This window comes from Marinomonas sp. HM11-D, from assembly GCF_057626615.1.
In genome coordinates this window covers 83,444-105,822 of sequence record NZ_JBMMKT010000005.1, presented here as the reverse complement: position 1 = coordinate 105,822, position 22,379 = coordinate 83,444, and the positions used below count along the sequence as shown (strand labels likewise).

Here is a 22,379-nt window from a genome sequence, read left to right as displayed (position 1 = left end):
CCTCAAATCTATTTAAAGCTCGGAACGCTTCGCGTTTCCTAAAATCCTATTAAAACAAAGTTGAAGCCGATAGACTTTGCAGTTATCGACTTCAACTTCGCGCTATAAGCCGTTTTTCGGCATAAACGTAAAAAATTACTCGCCCCAAACCTCAGCAAGTAGGTTAACCCAGTTTTCACCCATGATTTTAAGAACTTGACGCTCTGTAAAGCCATGACGAAGAAGAGCTTCCGTTAGGTTAGGGAATTCACCCACAGTACGGATACCTTTCGGGTTAATGATCTCACCGAAGCGAGTTAGACGACGTGCGTAGCCTTTATCGTGCGTTAGGTACTCGAAGAAGTCTTCGCCGTGACCTTGAGTGAAGTCTGTACCGATACCGATAGAGTCTTCACCAACAATGTTGTAAACGTATTGGATCGCTTCAACGTAGTCATCGATTGTTGCGTTAACGCCAGCACGTAGGAATGGAGTAAACATAGTCACACCAACGAAACCACCGTTGTCCGCAATGAACTTAAGCTCTTCGTCAGAACGGTTACGTGGGTGTTCTTTTAGACCAGATGGTAAACAGTGAGAGTAAGCAACTGGCTTTTTAGACTCGATAATAACTTCTTTAGCTGTGTTGGCACCAACGTGAGAAAGGTCACATAGCACACCAACGCGGTTCATTTCTGCAACGATCTCGCGACCGAAACCAGAAAGACCACCGTCACGCTCGTAACAACCTGTACCTACAAGGTTTTGTGTGTTGTAACACATTTGCGTGATACCAACGCCTAGGTCTTTGAAAACCTGTACGTAGCCGATTTGGTCTTCGTACGGATGAGCGTTTTGGAAGCCCATCATAACGCCAGTTTTGCCTTCTTCCTTAGCACGCAGGATATCTTTGGTGGTACGAACTTTTATTAGAAGATCGTTGTTTTCATCGATCATCTTGTTCATATCAGCAATGTTTTGAACTGCACCTTCGAAATTTTCCCAGAACGACATTGTACAGTTCGCTGCGGTAAGCTTACCTTTAGCCATGTCTTCAAATAACTCGCGATTCCAGTTCGCACAAATCAAGCCATCGATCACAATAGCCTTATCATGTAATTCCGCTGCATTCATCGTTCTTTTTCCTTTATATCAAATATAGGATTACGTGGAAGAAACACCTTCCGATGAGCTCAGTTTATGACTATGCATAAAACTATTAGTCGCTGGAAACGACTTTAGCCATACCAAAACCGACATCAATTGCGACACCAGCCTCATCAGGATGTTACAAATAAGGGTGCCAATGGGCACCCTTAAAAAGCATAGTCTAATTAGCGCTAAACGCGGTATGAAGAAACCATTTTTCTGAGCTCAGAAGCTTGTTTTTGTACCGTCAAACTGGCTTGGTTGGTCTGCGTAGCATTGGCACTGGTAGTCATTGCCTCATCACGTATCATACGTATACGACCATCAATGGTTTCCGCGGTCATCGCCTGCTGCTCCATCGCCGCAGCAATCTCAGTGGCTTTAGCCGACATACCACTGATAGAAATAGAGATTTTACTCAAGGCTTCGCTGGCTTGGTTAGATTTAGCAACCGTTTCCTCGGCCTGCTGTCGGCTACCACTCATTACTACAACAGCCTCATGTGCACCCGCTTGTAGCTTAGTGATCATCTGCTGAATTTGTTCAGTAGATTCTTGCGTTCGTTGCGCCAAGGTACGTACCTCATCCGCCACCACCGCAAAGCCACGTCCCTGCTCCCCAGCACGCGCCGCTTCGATGGCAGCATTTAGGGCCAACAAATTGGTTTGGTCAGCAATGTCTCGAATCACATCCAAAATACTGCCCACATTACCCGTTTGACTCTCTAGTGATTGCAAGGCATCGGCGGCTTTATCGACACCCTGCGCCAAACGCGAGATCGACGCCGCGTTATCATTAACGATGCGCGACACTTCTTGGGCATACTGATCCGACTCTTTGGCCGCATTCGCTGTTTCGTCTGCACCTTCTGCCACATAGCGAATCGTGCCCTGCATTTCTTCGATAGCACCAGCAATACCGAGGGTTTCATTTTGCAGCTCTTCCATACCGGAACGAGTGCGCTCGGAAGCGGACAGCATTTGCTCACCCACACTGGAAAGCTCTTGGGATTGATTTTGAACAGTACCAACAAGGGTATTCAAGCTGGCAATAAAGCGGTTAAAGCTTTTCGCCACATCGGCCAATTCATCATCACCGGCTTCATCCAGACGCACAGTTAAATCTCGCGCCCCTTGGGCAATATCATGCAATGAATGCTCAAGCTTACGAATGTCAGGCAGAGTTTTTTGGCGAAGTACTAAAAGTACGCCAACCACTAGCACCGCAGATGCCAACGCGGCAAGCAATGATACCCACTCGGTTTCATCAATTTTTTGAATGGTCTTCGTAGAGCTTTCTTTTAGACGTGATTCAATCTGCCCCGCCACATCATCCAAGGCATCGGCAAGCTGAATTGACGATTCATCTAGACCTCCGGCGCCTTTCATTAGTGTATTACCGGCTTCAGTCCCCTCATTAATGTAGGCAAGCGCCATTTTGTAACCAGAGTTATAGAGTTGATCCAAGCTTTTCTTTAGTGCAGATACTTGATTTGAATATTCAGGAAGGTAGTTCACCAAGGCATCTAAACTCTGTTTCGCTCCCGCTAGACTTGCCTGCGCCTCTGGTAACGCATCATCACCACGCGTAGCCCCCATATCAGTTAGAAACTGCTGTACTTGGACTGTGTAATAGCGAGCGTCTTTCATGGTCGCCATGGCATTAACAAGGTTTATTTCTTTGCGGATCGCTGCCTGATTATTAGTGAGACTGTATTCCGTAATGGCATACAGAGCGCACAAAATACCTAAAATTACGCCAATTACTAACCCATATAAACGGCTAATCGTCATACCTTTCCCTCTATCGATTTTTATTCTTCAAAACACATCCTTGCATGGTAATAAAACTAACCAAGCATATAAAAAAGTATAATGTAATATTTTGTCGGTTTGACAGGCTTTAATTACAAACCGTTAACGTAGCGCCCACCACGGCTTTCTACTATAATAGCCGCTCCCTGAAAAACCATGTTCGAGGCGTTTACTCAATGCAATTAACCAGCTTAAATGCGATTTCCCCGATCGACGGTCGTTACGGCTCTAAAACGAACGCGCTACGCCGCTCTGTTAGTGAGTACGGCCTACTACGTATGCGTGTTATCGTGGAAGTACGTTGGCTTCAAGCGCTAGCTGCGCACCCTGAAATTACTGAAGTACCAGCACTAAGTGCTGAAGCAAATGCGATCCTTGATGATCTAGCGGCAAACTTCTCTGAAGCTGACGCACAAGCCATCAAAGACATCGAAAAAACCACCAACCACGACGTTAAAGCGGTTGAGTACTTCATTAAAGGTAAAATTGCCGACAACGCTGAGCTGGCAGCGGTCTCTGAATTCGTACACTTCGCTTGTACGTCTGAAGACATCAACAACCTGTCTCACGCATTGATGCTAAACGAAGCCCTAGCGGAAGCCATCATTCCTGAGATGAAAGCAGTGCTTACTGCGATCGAAGACTTGGCGATCGAACATGCGGAACAATCCATCCTATCTCGTACTCACGGCCAAACAGCGTCACCAAGTACAGTAGGTAAAGAAATGGCGAACGTTGCAGCACGTCTTGCGCGCCAGATCAAACAAATTGAAGCCGTTGAGTTCCTAGGTAAGATCAACGGTGCAGTAGGTAACTACAACGCTCACCTTTCTGCTTACCCACAAGTTGACTGGCAAGCACACGCAGAGAAGTTCGTGACTTCTTTGGGTCTGACGTTCAACCCATACACGACTCAGATCGAGCCACACGACTACATCGCTGAACTATACGATGCGATCTGTCGTTTCAACACAATCCTGATCGACTTCGACCGTGACGTTTGGGGCTACATTTCTCTAGGTTACTTCAAGCAGAAGACCATCGCTGGCGAAATCGGCTCTTCAACCATGCCGCACAAAGTTAACCCAATCGACTTCGAAAACTCTGAAGGTAACTTGGGCATCGCTAATGCCATCATGGGTCACCTAAGTGCTAAGCTACCAATCTCTCGCTGGCAGCGTGACCTAACGGACTCTACGGTTCTACGTAACCTAGGTGTGGGTCTTGCACACAGCTTGATCGCTTACCAAGCGTCTCTAAAAGGCATCAGCAAACTAGAAATCAACGCTGTTCGTCTGAACGAAGACCTAAACAACTCTTGGGAAGTATTGGCTGAGCCAATCCAAACCGTGATGCGTCGTTACGGCATCGAAGCACCATACGAGAAGCTAAAAGAGCTAACTCGTGGTCGTACGATCAACCAAGAAATCATGCAAGAGTTTGTTGATAAGCTTGAGCTTCCAGAGCAAGCGAAAGAAGAGCTTAAAGCACTAACACCTTCAAATTACATTGGTAACGCTGTAGCGCAAGCGAAAGCGATTCGCGGCTAATTCAGCAACCAATGCTATTTCTTATACACAAAGAGCCGTTTTCTAACGGCTCTTTTTTTTGATGAGAATTTATTATGAATATCGATACGCCCCTAACCATCCTAGCTGGTATGAGTGCCAAAACCTTCTACCAAGACTATTGGCAAAAGAAACCTTTGCTGATTCGCGGCGGTGCAAAAGACATCGAGCTACCAATTAGCGCTGATGAGTTGGCTGGACTTGCCATGGAGGAAGAAGTCGAATCCCGTATCGTTATTGAACAAGGTGAAACACCTTGGCAATTACTGCAGGGCCCCTTTGATGAAGATACTTTTGCCGAACTGCCTGAGCAAGAATGGACCCTACTCGTACAAGCGGTGGATCATTGGGTGCCTGAAGTACAAGCCTTAAAAGAACGCTTTAACTTCCTACCAAGCTGGCGTGTTGACGATGTCATGGTGAGCTACGCCACTGAAGACGGCAGTGTTGGCCCACACTATGACCAATACGATGTGTTTCTCGTACAAATGGCGGGCAAACGCCGTTGGCAGGTGCTGGCACCAGAGCAATACCAAGATTCTAATATTGCAGACATCAAACTTCATATCCTAGATAACTTTGATGTCGATCCCGAGCAAGACTACGAATTGGAAGCCGGCGATATTTTGTATTTGCCACCCAACTTTGCTCATAACGGCCGAGCTCTAGATAGTGAGTGCATGACCTTCTCGGTTGGCTTTCGCGCACCATCGGTGCAAGCAGCCCTACAAGGTATTACTGACAAGGTTTGCGAAGAGATCAATGAGAAGAACCGCTTTGCTGCCCCAGAGCCACTAGAGCGCGATCACCACGCACAGATCCAAGCCAGCGATATTGAGCACTTGAAACAAAAGTTAATGGCATTGATCGACTCGCCAACCTTGCTGGCAAATTGGCTTGGTGAAACCATGAGTGAAAGCAAGTACCCAGAATACAGCGCCCAGCTTAATGAAGACGAGCTAGAGGAAACCTTCGTCCAAGCACAAAACGGCGACACCTTTATCCGCCCGGGTGATGCGCGCTTGTGCTACTACCTCAATGAAGCAAAATCTACTTGCACACTATACTGTAACGGCAACACTCTGGAACTGGATGCAGAATTAGTCGACTTTATTCAAGCCATCTGTGATCAAGAAGAATTTGATTTTAGTGGCCTAGAAATCGACAAACACCCGCAATTGGAAGAAACCCTACGCTTCCTATTACAGCACCAAGCACTGGTAGCGCTACCCTACGAGGACGAGTAACGGCATGAAAGTACTGACATCTGACTGGAATAGCAGCAAGGCACAGCTTAGCTTCGTTCGACGCCAAGTGTTTATTATCGAGCACGGTATCGATGAACAAGATGAATGGGATGGCAAAGATGAAAGCGCAGTACATTTTGTCGCCTTTGGCACCACTGCGGTTCCAGTTGGTGTTTGTCGATTGACTAAGGACGGTCAAATCGGTCGTTTAGCGGTATTGCCGAACTATCGCCATCAAGGCAACGGTACCCTATTGCTACGTAAAGCGATTCAGGTCGCACGCGAAATGCAGCTTACTCAGGTGTATCTACACGCCATGGTGGATGTGCAACTTTTCTATCAGACCCATGGCTTTAAAACGGACGGTAAAATTTTCCTAGAAGCAGGTAAACCCCACGTAAAAATGGTACGTGATATTTAATCTGCACTTTGAATTTTTTAGAGACAAAAAAAATAGGAGCCGCTGGCTCCTATTTTTCTTTGTCTTAGCAATTAAACGATGGCGATTAGCTCAACGTCGAATACCAATACAGAGTGTGGCTTGATCAATGCGCCAGCGCCTTGAGCACCGTAAGCTAGATCAGAAGGGATAGTGAAACGGTATTTCGCACCCTCTTTCATTAGCTGAAGACCTTCTGTCCAACCAGCAATAACGCCAGCTAGCGGGAATTCAATTGGCTCACCGCGAGCGATCGAGCTGTCGAATACTTGACCGTCTACTAGACGACCTTCGTAGTGAACACGAACGGTTGAAGACGCAACTGGTTGGTTACCTGTACCTTCTTCTACTACTTCATATTGCAGACCTGAAGCCGTTACTTGAACGCCTTCACGTGCTTGGTTTTCCACTAGGAACGCTTCGCCAGCAGCAACCGTTTCCGCTGCAGCAGCTTTAGATTTTGCTTCCATCTTTTCTTGAAGCTCAGCAAATGCAGCTTCTAGCTCTTCACCAGCTACCGCCATTGGCTGCTCGTTTAGCGCATCTTTGATGGCTGCAAAAAGGTGGTCTAGTGATAGTTCACCTAGATCGCTACCACGTAGTTGATCACCGATCTGGCGACCGATACCGTAAGCGATTTTCGCTTCGTTTGTGTCAAAAGACAGTTCAGACATGATGTTATCTCTTTGGTGTCGTTTAAATTCGCTGGCAAGGATATCACAACCAAATCTTATTGCCGACCTCAGCAGCAGAATCTCACACTAGACCGCCAAAATAAAAACAATTATCATTAACTTAAATTCCATTTTAGGAGTGTCTTATGAGTAAGCTTTTAAAAGCCCTAGCCACACCCTCTGAGCAACAACAAAAATGGCAAAACATTCTATTTGTTGCTGCTATTTTAACCATCGCCGCCTTTGGCTTCTTAGTGGACGGCTACGTAGACGGTATAAATGCTGCTAATATTCTATAAGCATTCCTGAAAATTGATTTGCGTCACATCGTCGTAGTATGGAAGGATTAGACTAAGTAATCATCCTGATGAGGAGAAAAGTGATGTTACCGAAAATCCGTACTATCTTGTACGCTTGCGATTTAGAGCCTAGAACTAATCAAACTATGGAAATGGTATTGAATCTAGCGATTACTAACCAAGCTAATATTGTCTTGTTGCATGTCATGGAGCCCATCAGTGCTCAGGCTGCGAACATGATCAACAACTACATCTCTGATACTACGATCAAAGAGATGCGTGAAGAAGCAGATCGCTCAACCCTAGAACGTATGCAGACTTACCTAGGTCAATTCATGGAAGCGCATACACAAGAAGTTAGCCAACTACCTGCTGCACCAAAAATCGAGTTAGCACACGGTGTCCCTTCAGAAATGATTGAAAAAGTAGCCGAAAAAACTGGCGCGGATATGATCGTTATGAATAGCCGCACGCACAGTAAAATTGGCCAAATGGTGATTGGTTCAACGGCTAACAAAGTCGTTCACCACAGCCGCGTACCGGTAATGGTTGTGCCAATTCTTAAGTAAGCACCACCGTTAATAGACTTGGATGCACAAAATACTGTATAAATAACCATATACACATTCTACTTTTTGTGCATCCATGATTCTTTATATTGCTGAAAAACCCAGTCTTGCTCGCGCTATTGCCGCAGCCCTACCTACTCCACAAAGAAAACACGATGGCTACATTGAATTGCCAAACGGTGACTGTATTTCTTGGTGCATTGGACACCTTTTAGAATTAGCAGAGCCTCAAGATTACAACCCAGCATTTAAACAATGGAATCTTGATCACCTACCGATTATTCCATGTGACTGGCAGTGGAACGCCAAAGCCAATACCAAAAAACAACTCGCCGTCGTTAAGAAGCTTCTTAAAAGTGCGGATCAGATTGTCCATGCAGGAGACCCAGACCGCGAAGGTCAACTACTGGTCGACGAAGTCCTGCATTTTGCTAAAGTGCCGAAATACAAGCTAGAGCAAACCCAACGTTTATTGGTTAGCGACCTTACTCCTGCAGCAGTCAAAAAAGCGCTCAACAAACTACGCTCCAATAAGGAGTTTGCCGCCTTGTCGCGTTCAGCATTGGCACGCTCAAGAGCCGACTGGCTGTATGGCATTAACCTAACTCGTGCTTACACAGTCAAAGGACGCCAAGCGGGTTACAACGGCGTACTTTCCGTGGGCCGCGTGCAAACTCCCGTATTAGGTTTGGTGGTGAGACGAGACAAAGAACGCGAAGCCTTTGTCTCGAAAGATTACTTCCAAGTCATCGCGCACTTAGCAAGCGACAGCTTGCCATTTCAAGCTAAATGGCTACCAAGTGATGCCTGTGCGCCTTATCAAGATGAAGAAGGCCGCGTACTCAGCCGAGCGCTGGCTGAAAACGTTGCGCGACGCATTACAGACAAACCCGCCTTGGTTAAAGAGTTTGATAAGACACCTAAAAAACAAAGCGCCCCCTTGCCCTATAACCTATCAGCCCTGCAGATTGACGCGGCCAAAGCTTTTTCAATGAATGCACAGAAGGTACTGGATATTTGTCAGGCACTGTATGAGCGTCATCAGATCATCACCTACCCGCGTTCCGATTGTCGCTATTTACCGACGGAACAGTTTTCTCAAGCCAGCAGCATTGTCAGCAAACTAAAAGGACTGGGGTTGAGCTTTCAAGCCGCCGCGCAACAGGCCGATCCAACGCAAAAGAGCAAAGCCTGGAATGACAAGCAAGTGGGCGCGCACCATGCGATCATTCCCACGCAACAGCTAAATGCCTTCGCTAAGCTCAACCATGATGAAAAGAAAATTTTTGAGCTGATTGCACGTCAGTATCTGATTCAGTTTATGCCCGCCTATGAATATCTGGCGACCAAGATTGTAGTTGAGATTGAAGGTGGCTTGTTTAGTACCCAAGGCGTCACCGTGCTAAAAGCAGGCTGGAAAGCCTTAATGCCACAACAGAAAAAAGAAGAGCCCGAATTACCGCAACTGACGGTGGGACAACAGCTCCATTGTCAGCAAGGTGAAGTACTCGCCAAACAGACCACGCCACCTGACGCCTTTACTGATGCCACACTGCTAGCGGCCATGACCGGTATTAGCCGCTTTGTCAGCGATAAGGAAATTAAAGCGATCCTGAAAGAAACTGATGGGCTTGGCACTGAAGCGACTCGAGCAGGCATTATCGAACTCTTATTTAAGCGCAGCTTTCTTACTCGTGAGGGCAAGCAAATTCACGCCACGGCCACCGGCAGAGCGCTGATTGAAGCCTTGCCAGAAAGCACCACAGTGCCGGATATGACCGCAAAATGGGAAGCCATGCTGAACGATATCAGCCAGAGCGCTCTGCCCTATCCGCAATTTATGGCAGAGCTCCAGCAAGCGCTAGAGCAATTGATTGTTGGGGCACGACAAGGCTCTATGAGCCAATTTTCCAATCTACCTAAGACCCCAGTGAAAACGGGATTTAAACGAAAGCGTCGTAGCACCAGTAAAGCATCTGGTACGACGCGCAGCAAACGAGCTCCGCGCAAAAACCAAGCGACTGGCTAGCCTAAGGCTAGCCAGATGCCGACACCAATCATTAGGGTACCCGCAATGCGATTCATGATGCGCACATTGCCACTTTTCATCAACATGGAACGCATGGTACGACCACCTGAGGCATAAATCAGCAAACAGCAAAACTCTAAGGTAAGAATGATAGCGATTAGGCTAACCAGCTGATGCGCCAAAGGAAGTTCTGGATTTAAGAAAGGCGGTAATAGCGCCACAAAAAACGCCCACCCCTTAGGGTTAGCAATGGCGGTAATAAAACCTTGTGAAATCAATTCAAAGATACTGGCTTGACGCCCGTCATCATCGGCTTTGATGGCCATCTTGCCGCGCGACAACCACATCTGCACACCAATGTAAGCCAGATAGGCTCCACCGATATATTTGAACAAAATAAAGATGGTCGGGTAGTTTAGCAATAATGCTGCGACCCCCACCGCCGATAAGGTTGCCACCAACCCCACTCCGGTAAGCTCACCAATCATCATCCACAAAGAACGTCTCACACCGATGGTCATGCCCAGCGTCATCGCCAAGGTCATACACATACCAGGCGTAATCGAGACAAAGAAAAAGGTTGGAACAAATACAGAGAGTAAACCCAAGCTCATATGTCATACCCGAAGATAATATCTAGAGCTCAAAAATTGCCAGAGACGCCCGTGCTTAGCAATGGCAAACTAAGGGAATTAAAAGGAAGCCAATGGAATGACTTAGAAATGTTTCTTTTTCTGAAACTCACCTTCTTCCATGAACTTTTGCCATTCATTGTCCAGCTCGCCTTCCGCTTCCGCATCGCCAGCTAATTCCGCCTCAAGCTCTGCTTCACGTTGCTGCAACTCTAGATCATCATTGATCTCTTGAATGGCTTCTTGATACTTGACAATCAACTCCGCAGCTTCGGTTTTTTCCTCAACCGGCTTCAGCTGATTAATCGCTTCATTGTATTCACTAATGGCATCACCCATTTTGTGGGTTAAAAAGAATTGGCGCGCCAAGTAATAATGATGATCCGCATTCACCTTGTAGCGATACCAATTGATCAATTCATCAAAATGCGCAAAGGCTTCTTCAGAGATTTGTTTATTGGCTTTCGCTGAAAGCAGATAACCATGGAAGGATTCAAACAATCGTTTCAGCTCCATGATCTGAATTTCATCCACCACGGGCTTTGGACGACGCTTTTCTTTACTGTTTTGAAACTGAATCATTTCCTCATTAAGAAAACGACGACGACGGGATAATGGCTCATCAGGCTGCACCGCGAGTAATTCATCGCAAATGCCAATTAAACGCTGGTACAGCCATAATCGTAGGTCTTTTGGCTGGTACTGAGCAGGCATTTCATCTAAATAACGACGCACCTGACGCAACTGATTGTTGAGTAACGCTGCTTTACGCAAACGCTCAATCCTAGCTTGTTCTTTCAGTTGTAGGTAGATAGCGAACGCTATAAAACCACCGATAGCCAGCAGCAGTAGCGTCACAATAATTGCCGTCATAGATTACGTTCCGCAGTGACGATTCTTTTAATAGGTTTATAAAGTCATTTATGCCTTATAACAGAAGGACTTAGCTTGCTCTAGAACTTTTTCCAAATAATTCATTTTCAATGCGCTCAATGGTAGCGTTGAGCTTACTGATCACCACGGCCGATTCGTTATAGGTGGCCACTTTTTCCATTTCTGCGAGGGCCTGTCGCAGCTTCTCCAGCGCCCCAGCTTTTTTATCCAATTCATAACTGACCATGGCTTCTTTGACTAACAAATCATGGTGCGCAAGACAAAAAGAGAAACGCACCAAGGCCACCTGATCTTTCGCTGTGGCTTTATCGATGAAGTTACTGCTCACCAAGCCGCGCAGCAATAAGGGTACCGCTTGTAGCGCTTGCTGCGCCTGAGACAGTTGCACGTGGGTTTGAACTTTGTCATTGATCGAAGCTTGATGGCCAGCTTTAAGCTCTCCTAGCAGCCGCTCGTAGCCTGGTAGCATGGCTTCCAAATCACTTACTAAATTATGTCGGTTCAAAAAGTGAATACTTGAAATTAAGTACTCCACTAACACCTGCTTAGAAAGCAAAGGCAGATAGCGGTCCGATAGACCCGTCAACAAATCCACTACGCGATAACAACGGCGGCTCAGCTGTTCAAGCTCCTGCTGTTGGCGTTCCTGACGCTCCTTATAAAAGCGCAGCAAGGCAATCGCTATAATCGAAGCCGTACCACCGATAGCAACGGCAATAATAATTGTTACTAAAAAACCACCAGTCACAGGAAGTTCCGCCAATGTTAAGAGCCTATTAGAAAGCTAAGCATATAAAAAAACCGATCATTATGCATGATCGGTTTTTCAAAACTCTCTAATATTCGCGCAATTAAGCGACAGAGAAGCCTAGTAGTGCATAGAAGATGACCGCAGCCAACAATGCCGAAGCAGGAACCGTGATCACCCATGCGGCAGCGATACGTAGTAGCGCGGAACGCTTAACCAACTCTTTCTTAGTCGCTTTCTTAAGACTCTTACGCTCTTCTTTACTGATTGGTGCAGAAGTCTGTAGCGATTTCACTTCACGTAAGATCGCACGCTTTTCTTCTACATCCGCCATTTTAAAGCGCTCAACGAAGGCGTGTGTATCTTCTGCACCCAGACCCGAGTTTTCAGAGTGCTTCTCGATCTGAGCCAATTTCTTCTCGTAAGAAAGCTTCAAGTATTCACGTAGGAAGCCCACACCGAAGATACCACCTACGGCAATATGAGTAGAACTTACTGGTAAACCAAGCTGAGAAGCGATGATTACCGTAATCGCAGCGGCCATCGCAACACAGAATGCGCGCGTTTTATCAAGCTCAGTGATTTCAGAGCCTACCGTACGAATCAGTTTTGGACCAAATAGCGCTAGACCGATGGCAATACCCAAGCCACCCACCATCATTACCCATAGAGGAATCGCTGCTTTAGAAGCCATACCGCCATGCAATAGAGCATCATTGATTGCAGCCAATGGACCAATCGCGTTGGCTACGTCGTTGGCGCCATGAGCAAAACTTAGCAACGCCGCAGAAACCACCAAAGGAACAGTAAACAGATTGTTTACCGCATCTTTCTCACTGGCAGCTTTCTGAGCTGCACGGTCGATAAGCGGACGAACCACAAAGTAAGCAGTGATCGCTAGACCAAGACCAATCAATGCCGCGGTAACAAAGTCTAGCTTCCAGATATGTTTCAAGCCTTTCATTGCCAAATAAGTTGCGAACGCCCATACCATGAAGGCTACTAGCATTGGCACAACTTTCTTCGCAGCTTCGATCATGTCACTCTTGTAAGTGATAGAGCGCTTAATGTAGATCAGGAACGAAGCCGCAATCACACCACCCATGACTGGTGAAATCACCCAGCTTGCAACGATAGCTCCTACTTTATCCCAGTTAGCAATATCCCAACCACCGGCTGCGATACCTGCTCCCATTACACCACCGACAATCGAGTGAGTCGTCGATACTGGAGCGCCTAGGTAAGTCGCAAGGTTCAACCAAATAGCGCCGGCAAGCAAGGCCGCCATCATCACCCAAATAAAGGTCGCAACATCAGGCAAAGCATTAGGGTTGATGATGCCATTTTTAATGGTACCGACAACGCTACCACCAGCAATCAAGGCACCGGCTGCTTCAAAGATCGCAGCAATCAAGATCGCGCCCGTCATCGATAGGGCTTTTGAACCTACCGCAGGGCCAACGTTGTTGGCAACGTCGTTAGCACCGATATTCAGTGCCATGTAAGCACCAAATGCCGCTGCAATCGCTAGGATAGAGACATTTGAAATGCCTTCGCCATGGGTGTAAGCGTAGTAGCCTGCGATGACAACGAAGGCCAACGCAACTAGGATACGAACGATTTCACCACCGCGGGTAGTTTTTGTGTCTGAGCCGTAGTTTGCTAGATCCATAAAAGATACTTCTTAGGTAATTAAACGACACTGGTTGGCAAAATTGCCGCGCTGCCTTTTCCCAAGGCACTTAACCAGCTCTTCAAATTAATCCGTCAAATTTCATTAAATTGAAACGCGCGACATTCTACACTTAGATCTTTTCTATAAAAACCCAAAGTAGACCGAAACTTGACACAATCACTGCCCCAAGCGCCTTACATTTCACTTGAGTGACATTTATATGACCTTTATGTGACAGCAATATTACAAGCGTAGTCACAATTAACAATTTGACCATTTTAGCCATAAAAAAAGGCCCCCGAGGGGGCCAAAAAATAGAATTGGGGGGGCCAATTCTCAGGGTAAAATGTGCGGCTTAGAAGAAGCCTAGCGGATTGATGTCGTAGCTAACCAACATGTTCTTAGTTTGTTGGTAATGATCTAACATCATCTTGTGGGTCTCACGACCAACACCTGATTTCTTGTAACCACCAAACGCCGCATGCGCTGGGTACTGGTGGTAACAGTTCATCCATACACGGCCCGCTTGGATGCCGCGGCCCATACGATAAGCAAGGTTAGTATCGCGTGTCCAAACACCCGCACCTAGACCAAACTCAGTATCGTTGGCGATCGCCAGCGCTTCCGCTTCGTCTTTAAAGGTAGTCACTGCGACCACTGGGCCAAAGATTTCTTCTTGGAAGACGCGCATGTCGTTCGAGCCTTTCAACAAGGTTGGCTTGATGTAGTAGCCATCGTTAAAGCCGTCAATCACTTCTGAGTCACCACCAATCAGCACTTCAGCACCTTCATCACGACCAATTTGTAGGTAGCTCATGATCTTATCGAATTGCTCTTGGGAAGCTTGCGCGCCGACCATAGTTTCAGTATCCAGCGGATTGCCACGCTTAATCTGACCAATACGCTCAACCACAAGCTTAATGAAGTCATCGTAGATGTCTTCTTGTACCAACAAGCGTGATGGACAAGTACACACCTCACCTTGGTTGAAGAAGGCCAATACCGTACCCTCAACACACTTACTGATGAAGGCGTCTTCTGCATTCATGATGTCGTTGAAGTAGATGTTTGGCGATTTACCACCAAGCTCTACGGTCGATGGAATGATATTTTCCGCGGCACATTTCATGATGTGCGAGCCCACAGGCGTCGAGCCCGTGAAGGCAATTTTGGCAATACGCGTGCTGGTTGCTAGTGCCTGACCGGCTTCAGCACCGTAACCATTGACAATGTTCAACACACCCGCTGGTAGTAAATCTTTAATCAAATTGGCTAGCACAAGGATAGACGCAGGAGTCTGCTCTGCTGGCTTAAGCACAACACAGTTACCGGCAGCCAAGGCTGGTGCCAATTTCCAAGCCGCCATCAGTAATGGGAAGTTCCATGGAATGATTTGACCGACCACACCTAGTGGCTCGTGGAAATGGTAGGCCACTGTGTTTTCATCGATCTCACCAATTGAGCCTTCTTGAGCACGGACACAGCCAGCAAAGTAGCGGAAGTGATCAGCACTTAGTGGCACGTCAGCCGCTAAAGTCTCACGAACGGCTTTACCGTTATCCCATGTTTCAGAAACGGCTAGGGCTTCTAGATTGGCTTCGATACGGTCAGCAATTTTTAAAAGGATATTAGAGCGGGCTTGAACGGATGTTTTCGCCCAAGCATCTTTGGCAGCATGGGCTGCATCTAGTGCGAGGTTGATATCTTCTTCGGTAGAACGAGGAATACGACAGAATGGCTTACCATCCACAGGACTTACATTGTCAAAGTACTGACCTTTCACTGGGGCAACCCATTCGCCACCAATGAAGTTTTCATACTGTTCGTTAAAGCTTACAACACTGCCTTCAGAACCTGGTTTAGCATAAATCATACTGTTTACTCCGTTATTTTTGTTTTGGTAGCAACTTAATTACAGTCCATTCAATGTAGTCTCATGAAAACAACAGTTCTTGCCTGACAGTCTAAAAAAGTTGTCTGTCAGTCCATAAAAGTTGACCCTGACCTATAATCTGGGGTAAAGATTAGACAATTCACTCTGCACCATCATCCAACAAGAATTAAAGAGGTGTGTATGACTCATCATTTAGCAAGCTTAGGGGTGTTACGTCAGCCCACCGAGCTTGTTGAGAATCGTGTTTGCTTTGCCGGTCCACAGGCAGAACTCAGCATTTACGACACCTACGAACAAGCCAAAAAAGTCAGCCTTAAATCCGACTCATTGCTGTACTGTGGTATGGTGACTGGCGCGAAAGTCATGCATACCAAGAATGCTCAAGACATTCCCTTTTTGCCTCATGAATCCTTTATTCTGGCGCCTAAAGAAGAAGTCTTTATCGATTTTCCAGAAGCACAGCTTGATCGACCAACCACTTGTTTGACGGTAGAAATCTCGCAAGAGCGTATTGCACAGATTTGCGATCGCATGAACGATGTCACCAACATGAACGGTTTGGCGCCAATAGATCCGAATAAGCCGCTGCATACTCTACATACCCAAGGCACACAGCAAGTGATCGATCGCTTGGTCAGTGATTTTGTGCAGAATGATCCCGACCGAGATCTATTGGTGGATTTTGGCGTGAGTGAATTGGTCACTCGCATTTTGCGTCACCACGGACGCGAAGCTCTGCTAAAGTTCACGCAACTGATGCCGGATGCCAACGGATTGACCAATGCCCTGATGTTTATTGAGTCCAACCTATCACTGCCGTTAGATATTGATTCACTAAGTAAGCTGGCGTGCATGAGTCGCAGCCGCTTTTATCAAGAATTTAAGCGCCATCTTGGCTGCACGCCAAACGAATACCAACATCAGCGCCGTATGAATGCCGCACTGGAATATCTCAAGCAACGACGCTCGGTTACCGAAGTCAGCATGGAGCTCGGTTACCAGAGCTTGAGCCACTTTAGCCGCCGCTTCCACCAGCATTTCGGCGTATCCCCGCGACAGATCCAAAATCAGCTAAATTAGAACTCAGCTCAATTTGGATAAAGGGCGCAAGACTTCGATCTCCCTTAGTGTTGTGAAAGGTTAGTTGATAAACTCTACTAACCTTTCTTTTATGTCTAAAAGGACTTTCATGTCGAGTATCCCAGCGTCTCTGCTACAGCAGCGTAACTTTGTTCACTTCTGGGTCGGACAAATTGCCTCTTCATTCGCCTTCCAGATGTTAACCGTCGGCATTGGTTGGCAGGTCTATGACTTGACCAATAGTGCCATGGCACTCGGCTTAGTGGGCTTGTTTCAGTTCCTACCACAATTGCTGCTGACACTAGTGGTAGGCCATGTGGCCGATCGCTATAACCGTCGTATCATCTGTGTCTGCACTCGCTTAACCATGGCCTCAACGGTTGCGATTCTTGCCTACGGCAACCTAACGGATACCATCTCAGCCAATATGATTTACACCTGTGCGGTCATGCTCGGCACCGCGCGTGCGTTTGAGATGCCCGCCGCACAATCCATCTTACCGAATCTCATTCCTCCCGCCTTACTATCCCGCGCAGTCAGCGCTATCGCGTCCGCCCGCGAGATCTCCGTGATCGCAGGCCCTGCACTTGGGGGCGTGATTTATTTACTCGGCGCACCCACCTTATATTTCACCAGCATGGCCTGCTTCCTAGTGTCTTGCTGCATTCTATTTTTCCTACACTACGACTATGTGGCGAAGGGCAAACAGCCAGTGGACTTGCATCACTTACTCGGAGGCTTGCGCTTTATCAAAAACAACAAGCTGATCTTGGGCTCGGTATCGCTGGATATGTTTGCCGTCTTGCTAGGTGGCGCTACTGCTCTACTCCCCATTGTCGCTAAAGACATTCTGCACACAGGTCCTTGGGGACTGGGGCTATTACGCTGCGCGCCTGCACTAGGTGCCCTGCTGATGTCGCTCTACCTAGCACGCCGACCACTGACTCACAGCGTCGGCAAGATCATGTATGCGGCCGTGGCAATCTTTGGTCTCGCCACCATTGCCTTTGGTTTATCCGAAAACTTGATTTTGTCGATGGCCGCTCTGTTTGTTCTTGGCGCTTCCGATATGATCAGTGTGGTAATTCGCTCGACTCTGGTTCAACTTGAAACACCAGATGAAATGCGAGGCCGCGTCAGTGCCGCCAACTCAGTATTTATCGGCAGCTCGAACCAGCTGGGTGAATTTGAATCCGGCGCAACGGCCGCTTTGTTTGGTACTGTACCAGCGATTGTCTTAGGCGGTTTTGGCACCATTGCCGTGGTAGGACTGTGGATGATCTTGTTCCCAAGTTTGCTACAGCGTAACACGTTAGAAAATACAGATAGGTAGTTAAGAACAAACCGATTGCTCACATGGCTGGATTTGTTTCCAGCTAGGTGAACATTTGATAAATTTCAGGCATAAAAAAAGCCGATCTAAATAGATCGGCTTTTTTAAATTTGGTGCGGAAGGAGAGACTCGAACTCTCACGCCGTGAAGCACTGGAACCTAAATCCAGCGTGTCTACCAATTCCACCACTCCCGCAAGGAATGACGCGTATTATAGAGATACGCTTACTTTGGTCAAGAGGCTTTCGAAAATATTTTCAGCCAACCTTCTGGCAGAAACTCTTTATGAAACAATTATTTATTTTAGGCAATAAAAAAGCCGATCTATTTAGATCGGCTTTTTTAATATGGTGCGGAAGGAGAGACTCGAACTCTCACGCCGTGAAGCACTGGAACCTAAATCCAGCGTGTCTACCAATTCCACCACTCCCGCAAAAGAGTGTTTTACATCGTGTGTCGATGTCGGTTTAAGCAATTAAACCAAATTCATTGCCAACAACCAAAGCCTTAGATGGATATAAATCAACATCTGAGACAATAAAAAAGCCGATCTCAGATCAGCTTTTTTAAATTTGGTGCGGAAGGAGAGACTCGAACTCTCACGCCGTGAAGCACTGGAACCTAAATCCAGCGTGTCTACCAATTCCACCACTCCCGCAAGGAATGGAGCGTATTATAGAGATCCCCTTTCTACGGTCAAGGGTTTTATTTCAATTTTTTAACGTATTAGTGAATATTTTTAAAATAGCTTTCCATGCAAACATTAGTAAACCACCTTTCTTCAAGTGGTTTACTGACAATCATACACCCCGACCTTATAATGCCTGCTCAATTTATGGAGACTGTCTTCTATGTGGATTTTATTGGCCATGACTGGCCTATGGGCTTTTTCATTTAGCTTGATTGGCGTGTATTTGGCGGGGCAAGTAGACTCTTGGTTCTCCGTTCTGATGCGCATCACTTTGGCGATGCTGGTATTTCTGCCCTTCATTAAGTTTCGCCAAACACCCAAAGCTCTGGCACTAAAATTAATGGCCATCGGCGCTTGTCAGCTCGGCATTATGTACGGCTTTTACTATCAGTCCTTCTTGCATTTGTCAGTGCCTGAAGTGCTGCTGTTCACCGTGATGACACCGATATACATTGCCTTGATCAATGATATTTTGGAGCGTCGCTTTACTCCTGGCTACATCATCAGTGCTTTAATAGCAGTAGCCGGTGCCGTGGGCATTCGTTATCAAGGCATCGATGAAGGCTTTATTCAGGGCTTTTTATTGGTCCAAGGTGCCAACCTTTGCTTTGGCTTAGGGCAAGTAGCTTACAAACGCCTGATGGCCAACAACCCAACCGACTTACCGCAATTAACGTTATTTGGTTGGTTCTTTATTGGTGCCTTCATTGTCGTGGTGCCTTGCTTCTTATTACTTGGCAATGTCGACAAACTCCCCACCACTAACTTGCAATGGGGTATTTTGGTTTACTTGGGTGTCATTGCCTCAGGCATGGGCTACTTTGCTTGGAACAAGGGCGCGACCATGGTCAACGTTGGCGCCTTAGCGGTGGCTAACAACCTATTGATCCCGGCTGGCATTTTGGTGAACGTATTGTTCTGGAACCGCGATGCGGACATTGTTCGACTAGCGATCGGCGGTGCCGTGATCATTTTTGCTTTGTATTTAAATGAATGGTTTATCAAGCAAAAAGAACGTGCCAAGCCGATTGCCGAACAGGCTTAGAGGCAAATCTAGCACAATAAAAATGGGAACCCTTAGGTTCCCATTTTTGTTTGCGTCTATCGAGGCGTGCTTAGATCGAGGCGCGCTTAGTTGGCTAAGAACTCACTGCGAGTCTTATCACTACGCTTAAACAGACCGCCTAATGCCGTTGTCTGTGTTGAAGAGCTAGCATCCATCACACCACGCGCTTTCACACAGTAGTGAGTCGCACTGATGCTAACGGCAACGTTGTCCGTTTCCAGCAAGGTTTGTAGCGTCACTAGAATCTGCTGTGTTAAACGCTCTTGCACCTGCGGACGTTGGCCGAAGAAACGCACAATACGGTTGATCTTCGACAAACCGATGATTTTATTCTTAGGCAAGTAAGCAACTTTAGCAAGACCATCAATGGTAACAAAGTGGTGTTCACAAGTACTGGTAAATGAAATGTCACTAACCTTCACCATCTCATCCACTTTCATCTTGTTTTCGATGACCGTGATTTTTGGGAATTGGCCGTAATCCAGTCCAGAGAAAATCTCTTTCACATACATCTTGGCAATACGGTGAGGCGTTTCTGAAAGGCTGTCATCGGTAAGATCTAAGCCCAATGTATACACCACGTCCTCAAATGCAGATTTGATGCGCTGGTACTTTTCTTCAGTCGACAAACCGTTGTCGATCATTGGTGTTTCAAGACCGTGCTTAATGAGGGCATCACGAACACGAGCCGCCTCTTCAGAAAGCGCAATATTGCTCACTTTACTGGTTTCTGCCATTGCAGTTGTCATATCAATACCTTGTCTAGCTAATTCGTTCATTCATGATGCCTAGAGCGTCGCAGCTTCCATTCAAGCTAAGTGACGACCTCCATCCAAAGCCAAAGTGCGCCCGGTCATGTAACGACTACTGAGGAGGTATTGTACCGCTGCAACCCCTTCCTGTTCACCTGGTTCTAGGCATAATAACGATTTTTTTAATGCTTTCTGCTGATATTCCTTATTATCGCTCTCATGAAACATCAATAGAGAGGGCGCAATCGCATTAACTTTTACCTTTGGTGCCAACTGGCGAGCAAAGGATAAACTCAAATTGGCCAAGCCTGCTTTACTAGCAGCGTACGCGATATGCTTATCGCTGCCCTTTTCCGCCACAAAGTCGGTCAAGTGGATTATATCGGTCGCTTGATCCAAATCATTAGCTGCGCATAATAACAGAGTTTGCAACGTCATGTTGAGTTGATATGGCACGGCCACATGAACCTGCCACATACGCGCCATCAGTTCCGTTAAATCTTCATTGTCCACTTCCGAGCCCCAATCTGACGCATTGTGAATAATACTTCTTAGTCCCTTATATTCTGCCAGAATGGTATTGATCATCTTGGTGACACTCTCAGGCTGCGTAAAATCCGCACGAATACAATGCACACCGAGCGCCATCAGTTCCTCAATCACTGGCGTAAAGGTTCGATAACTCATCACCACCCGATCACCTTGTGCCAGCAAGGCATGGACCAGCGCCAATCCCAAACGCCGACCGCCTCCGGTAATGAAATGTGGGTAGACATACTCTTGCTGCATCATAATCTCCAAATTATTCGAGCGAAAACGATCCATTAACCATCCGAATTGTTAAATAATACGTATTCAAAGCTAGGTTGGTTCAACAAATTAGTCTAACTTTTAAGCAGTCCTTTAAGACTCTTTAACATTCGATGGAGCGTACTATGAGTAACAAAGAACCGTTGCCTTTGATTCCGCAGGTGGCATTTGATTGGTATGACGAATATGCCCATGGCGATATCGACCGCCGCACCTTTATTCGCCGTCTGTCCACGCTTGGGGTGGCAGGCATCACCGCCACGGCCGTTTCCGCAGCACTACTACCAAACTATGCCCTTGCTGAGCAAGTCTCCTTCAACGATCCAGATATCAGCGCACGCTACGTAGAAATTGATGCTCCCAGCGGACATGGCAAAGCGCGTGGCTACTTAGTTGTTCCTGCTGGCGTTAACGCCGACAACCCTGCTGCTGGGGTGATCGTGGTACATGAAAACCGAGGTTTGAACCCGTACATTGAAGATGTGGCAAGACGTTTAGCCAAAGAGGGTTTTGTGGCATTTGCACCCGACGCCTTATTTCCTTTGGGCGGCTATCCTGGCAATGATGATGAAGGTCGTGCGATGCAAAAGACCTTAGACAAGGATAAGATCTTAGGGGATTTCAGCGATGCGGCAACCTTCCTCAAATCGCACTCACTGACCACCAATAAACTAGGTATTGTCGGCTTCTGCTTTGGAGGATATGTATCTAACCAAATGGCCGCCTCTTGGCCAAATATGATTGACGCCGCCGTGCCTTTCTACGGCACACCACCAACCTCAGACCTACAAAACCTAAAAGGGCCGTTATTGTTGCATTTCGCCGAACTAGATCAGCGCGTCAACGATACTTGGCCGGATTATGAAAACGCCCTAAAAACCATGGGGGCGGATTATCAAGCGCATATGTACGAACGCGTCAATCACGGTTTCCACAATGACTCCACCGCACGCTATGACGAGCCAAGTGCAGAACTAGCTTGGCAGCGCACCATTGCCTTTTTCAAACAACACCTCGCTTAACCCCTTAAAGCAAAA

20 protein-coding genes and 3 tRNA genes are annotated in these 22,379 nt (G+C 46.8%); 10 read left to right on the top strand and 13 right to left on the bottom strand.

What is annotated here, in order from left to right; genetic code table 11:
• Nucleotides 1–135: 135 nt before the first annotated feature.
• A complete protein-coding gene (locus tag ACOSVP_RS09105) occupies nt 136–1,113 on the bottom strand; it encodes a dipeptidase (protein WP_487347183.1) in 978 nt (325 codons plus the stop codon).
• Nucleotides 1,114–1,319: 206 nt separating this feature from the next.
• Nucleotides 1,320–2,921, bottom strand: a complete 1,602-nt coding sequence (locus ACOSVP_RS09100) for a methyl-accepting chemotaxis protein (RefSeq protein ID WP_487347182.1) — start codon at nt 2,919–2,921, stop codon at nt 1,320–1,322.
• A gap of 197 nt (nt 2,922–3,118) precedes the next feature.
• Between ACOSVP_RS09100 and purB the strand changes: the two genes are divergently transcribed.
• The 3 genes from purB (at nt 3,119) to ACOSVP_RS09085 (ending at nt 6,178) form a co-directional block, all read left to right on the top strand.
• Nucleotides 3,119–4,492 (top strand): adenylosuccinate lyase, encoded by a 1,374-nt coding sequence (purB, locus tag ACOSVP_RS09095; RefSeq protein WP_487347181.1) that lies wholly within the window; start codon nt 3,119–3,121, stop codon nt 4,490–4,492.
• 74 nt (nt 4,493–4,566) lie between these two features.
• The gene (locus ACOSVP_RS09090; RefSeq protein ID WP_487347180.1) at nt 4,567–5,757 is read left to right on the top strand and encodes a ribosomal protein uL16 3-hydroxylase; all 1,191 of its coding nucleotides are present in this window, start codon (nt 4,567–4,569) and stop codon (nt 5,755–5,757) included.
• Between the two features lie 4 nt (nt 5,758–5,761).
• Nucleotides 5,762–6,178 carry a GNAT family N-acetyltransferase gene (locus ACOSVP_RS09085; protein WP_487347179.1) on the top strand — a complete coding sequence of 139 codons (417 nt, stop codon included), beginning with the start codon at nt 5,762–5,764 and terminating at the stop codon, nt 6,176–6,178.
• Between the two features lie 71 nt (nt 6,179–6,249).
• Here the strand turns inward: ACOSVP_RS09085 and bamJ are convergent, their stop codons facing one another.
• A complete protein-coding gene (gene bamJ / locus ACOSVP_RS09080) occupies nt 6,250–6,870 on the bottom strand; it encodes a BamJ family beta-barrel-assembly machinery protein (protein ID WP_487347178.1) in 621 nt (206 codons plus the stop codon).
• A gap of 146 nt (nt 6,871–7,016) precedes the next feature.
• Here bamJ and ACOSVP_RS09075 point away from each other — a divergent pair, with 146 nt between their 5' ends.
• From ACOSVP_RS09075 to ACOSVP_RS09065, 3 genes are all read left to right on the top strand, one after another.
• Nucleotides 7,017–7,169 carry a hypothetical protein gene (locus ACOSVP_RS09075; RefSeq protein WP_487347177.1) on the top strand — a complete coding sequence of 51 codons (153 nt, stop codon included), beginning with the start codon at nt 7,017–7,019 and terminating at the stop codon, nt 7,167–7,169.
• 83 nt (nt 7,170–7,252) lie between these two features.
• The gene (locus ACOSVP_RS09070) at nt 7,253–7,738 is read left to right on the top strand and encodes a universal stress protein (RefSeq protein WP_487347176.1); all 486 of its coding nucleotides are present in this window, start codon (nt 7,253–7,255) and stop codon (nt 7,736–7,738) included.
• Between the two features lie 76 nt (nt 7,739–7,814).
• On the top strand, nt 7,815–9,767 hold the full coding sequence (locus ACOSVP_RS09065; RefSeq protein WP_487347175.1) for a DNA topoisomerase III: 1,953 nt from the start codon (nt 7,815–7,817) through the stop codon (nt 9,765–9,767).
• Here the strand turns inward: ACOSVP_RS09065 and ACOSVP_RS09060 are convergent.
• From ACOSVP_RS09060 to exaC, 5 genes are all read right to left on the bottom strand, one after another.
• Nucleotides 9,764–10,381 (bottom strand): LysE family translocator, encoded by a 618-nt coding sequence (locus ACOSVP_RS09060; RefSeq protein ID WP_487347174.1) that lies wholly within the window; start codon nt 10,379–10,381, stop codon nt 9,764–9,766. The two genes, ACOSVP_RS09065 and ACOSVP_RS09060, sit on opposite strands and share 4 nt — an antisense overlap.
• A gap of 102 nt (nt 10,382–10,483) precedes the next feature.
• Nucleotides 10,484–11,272, bottom strand: a complete 789-nt coding sequence (locus ACOSVP_RS09055; RefSeq protein ID WP_487347173.1) for a hypothetical protein — start codon at nt 11,270–11,272, stop codon at nt 10,484–10,486.
• Nucleotides 11,273–11,342: 70 nt separating this feature from the next.
• Nucleotides 11,343–12,041, bottom strand: a complete 699-nt coding sequence (locus ACOSVP_RS09050) for a hypothetical protein (RefSeq protein WP_487347172.1) — start codon at nt 12,039–12,041, stop codon at nt 11,343–11,345.
• A 103-nt stretch (nt 12,042–12,144) separates the two neighbouring features.
• Complete coding sequence (locus ACOSVP_RS09045; RefSeq protein WP_487347171.1) at nt 12,145–13,713, bottom strand: inorganic phosphate transporter; 1,569 nt, start codon at nt 13,711–13,713, stop codon at nt 12,145–12,147.
• 358 nt (nt 13,714–14,071) lie between these two features.
• Nucleotides 14,072–15,589: an acetaldehyde dehydrogenase ExaC gene (exaC, locus tag ACOSVP_RS09040; protein WP_487347170.1), complete on the bottom strand. Its 1,518-nt coding sequence runs from the start codon at nt 15,587–15,589 to the stop codon at nt 14,072–14,074.
• Nucleotides 15,590–15,790: 201 nt separating this feature from the next.
• Here exaC and ACOSVP_RS09035 point away from each other — a divergent pair, with 201 nt between their 5' ends.
• Together ACOSVP_RS09035 and ACOSVP_RS09030 are read left to right on the top strand one after the other, a co-directional pair.
• Entirely contained in the window at nt 15,791–16,690 is a 900-nt protein-coding gene (locus tag ACOSVP_RS09035; RefSeq protein WP_487347169.1) for a helix-turn-helix domain-containing protein, read from the top strand.
• Nucleotides 16,691–16,799: 109 nt separating this feature from the next.
• Nucleotides 16,800–18,023: an MFS transporter gene (locus tag ACOSVP_RS09030; protein ID WP_487347168.1), complete on the top strand. Its 1,224-nt coding sequence runs from the start codon at nt 16,800–16,802 to the stop codon at nt 18,021–18,023.
• Between the two features lie 111 nt (nt 18,024–18,134).
• Here the strand turns inward: ACOSVP_RS09030 and ACOSVP_RS09025 are convergent.
• The 3 genes from ACOSVP_RS09025 to ACOSVP_RS09015 all read right to left on the bottom strand — a co-directional run bounded on the left by ACOSVP_RS09025 (nt 18,135) and on the right by ACOSVP_RS09015 (nt 18,681).
• A tRNA-Leu gene (locus ACOSVP_RS09025) sits at nt 18,135–18,219 on the bottom strand.
• A 152-nt stretch (nt 18,220–18,371) separates the two neighbouring features.
• Nucleotides 18,372–18,456: transfer RNA gene (locus ACOSVP_RS09020), tRNA-Leu, on the bottom strand.
• 140 nt (nt 18,457–18,596) lie between these two features.
• A tRNA-Leu gene (locus tag ACOSVP_RS09015) sits at nt 18,597–18,681 on the bottom strand.
• Between the two features lie 193 nt (nt 18,682–18,874).
• Here ACOSVP_RS09015 and ACOSVP_RS09010 point away from each other — a divergent pair.
• On the top strand, nt 18,875–19,759 hold the full coding sequence (locus tag ACOSVP_RS09010) for a carboxylate/amino acid/amine transporter (protein ID WP_487347167.1): 885 nt from the start codon (nt 18,875–18,877) through the stop codon (nt 19,757–19,759).
• A gap of 86 nt (nt 19,760–19,845) precedes the next feature.
• Here ACOSVP_RS09010 and folE read toward each other — a convergent pair whose 3' ends face one another.
• Together folE and folM are read right to left on the bottom strand one after the other, a co-directional pair.
• The gene (gene folE / locus ACOSVP_RS09005) at nt 19,846–20,529 is read right to left on the bottom strand and encodes a GTP cyclohydrolase I FolE (RefSeq protein ID WP_487347414.1); all 684 of its coding nucleotides are present in this window, start codon (nt 20,527–20,529) and stop codon (nt 19,846–19,848) included.
• Nucleotides 20,530–20,589: 60 nt separating this feature from the next.
• Nucleotides 20,590–21,357, bottom strand: coding sequence for a dihydromonapterin reductase (folM, locus tag ACOSVP_RS09000; protein ID WP_487347166.1), 768 nt, complete (start codon nt 21,355–21,357; stop codon nt 20,590–20,592).
• A gap of 110 nt (nt 21,358–21,467) precedes the next feature.
• Here folM and ACOSVP_RS08995 point away from each other — a divergent pair, with 110 nt between their 5' ends.
• Nucleotides 21,468–22,364 carry a dienelactone hydrolase family protein gene (locus ACOSVP_RS08995; RefSeq protein ID WP_487347165.1) on the top strand — a complete coding sequence of 299 codons (897 nt, stop codon included), beginning with the start codon at nt 21,468–21,470 and terminating at the stop codon, nt 22,362–22,364.
• The last annotated feature ends 15 nt before the right edge of the window (nt 22,365–22,379 follow it).

Excerpts from the sequence above, each read along its gene's own strand:
- ACOSVP_RS09070 (WP_487347176.1), top strand. The coding sequence starts at position 7,253 with ATGTTACCGAAAATCCGTACTATCTTGTACGCTTGCGATTTAGAGCCT.
- ACOSVP_RS09060 (WP_487347174.1), bottom strand. The coding sequence starts at position 10,381 with ATGAGCTTGGGTTTACTCTCTGTATTTGTTCCAACCTTTTTCTTTGTC.
- ACOSVP_RS09035 (WP_487347169.1), top strand. The coding sequence starts at position 15,791 with ATGACTCATCATTTAGCAAGCTTAGGGGTGTTACGTCAGCCCACCGAG.
- folE (WP_487347414.1), bottom strand. The coding sequence starts at position 20,529 with ATGACAACTGCAATGGCAGAAACCAGTAAAGTGAGCAATATTGCGCTT.
- ACOSVP_RS08995 (WP_487347165.1), top strand. The coding sequence starts at position 21,468 with ATGAGTAACAAAGAACCGTTGCCTTTGATTCCGCAGGTGGCATTTGAT.
- ACOSVP_RS09105 (WP_487347183.1), bottom strand. The coding sequence starts at position 1,113 with ATGAATGCAGCGGAATTACATGATAAGGCTATTGTGATCGATGGCTTG.
- folM (WP_487347166.1), bottom strand. The coding sequence starts at position 21,357 with ATGGATCGTTTTCGCTCGAATAATTTGGAGATTATGATGCAGCAAGAG.
- ACOSVP_RS09090 (WP_487347180.1), top strand. The coding sequence starts at position 4,567 with ATGAATATCGATACGCCCCTAACCATCCTAGCTGGTATGAGTGCCAAA.
- ACOSVP_RS09045 (WP_487347171.1), bottom strand. The coding sequence starts at position 13,713 with ATGGATCTAGCAAACTACGGCTCAGACACAAAAACTACCCGCGGTGGT.
- ACOSVP_RS09065 (WP_487347175.1), top strand. The coding sequence starts at position 7,815 with ATGATTCTTTATATTGCTGAAAAACCCAGTCTTGCTCGCGCTATTGCC.
- ACOSVP_RS09100 (WP_487347182.1), bottom strand. The coding sequence starts at position 2,921 with ATGACGATTAGCCGTTTATATGGGTTAGTAATTGGCGTAATTTTAGGT.
- ACOSVP_RS09055 (WP_487347173.1), bottom strand. The coding sequence starts at position 11,272 with ATGACGGCAATTATTGTGACGCTACTGCTGCTGGCTATCGGTGGTTTT.
- ACOSVP_RS09030 (WP_487347168.1), top strand. The coding sequence starts at position 16,800 with ATGTCGAGTATCCCAGCGTCTCTGCTACAGCAGCGTAACTTTGTTCAC.
- ACOSVP_RS09075 (WP_487347177.1), top strand. The coding sequence starts at position 7,017 with ATGAGTAAGCTTTTAAAAGCCCTAGCCACACCCTCTGAGCAACAACAA.
- bamJ (WP_487347178.1), bottom strand. The coding sequence starts at position 6,870 with ATGTCTGAACTGTCTTTTGACACAAACGAAGCGAAAATCGCTTACGGT.
- purB (WP_487347181.1), top strand. The coding sequence starts at position 3,119 with ATGCAATTAACCAGCTTAAATGCGATTTCCCCGATCGACGGTCGTTAC.
- ACOSVP_RS09010 (WP_487347167.1), top strand. The coding sequence starts at position 18,875 with ATGTGGATTTTATTGGCCATGACTGGCCTATGGGCTTTTTCATTTAGC.
- exaC (WP_487347170.1), bottom strand. The coding sequence starts at position 15,589 with ATGATTTATGCTAAACCAGGTTCTGAAGGCAGTGTTGTAAGCTTTAAC.
- ACOSVP_RS09085 (WP_487347179.1), top strand. The coding sequence starts at position 5,762 with ATGAAAGTACTGACATCTGACTGGAATAGCAGCAAGGCACAGCTTAGC.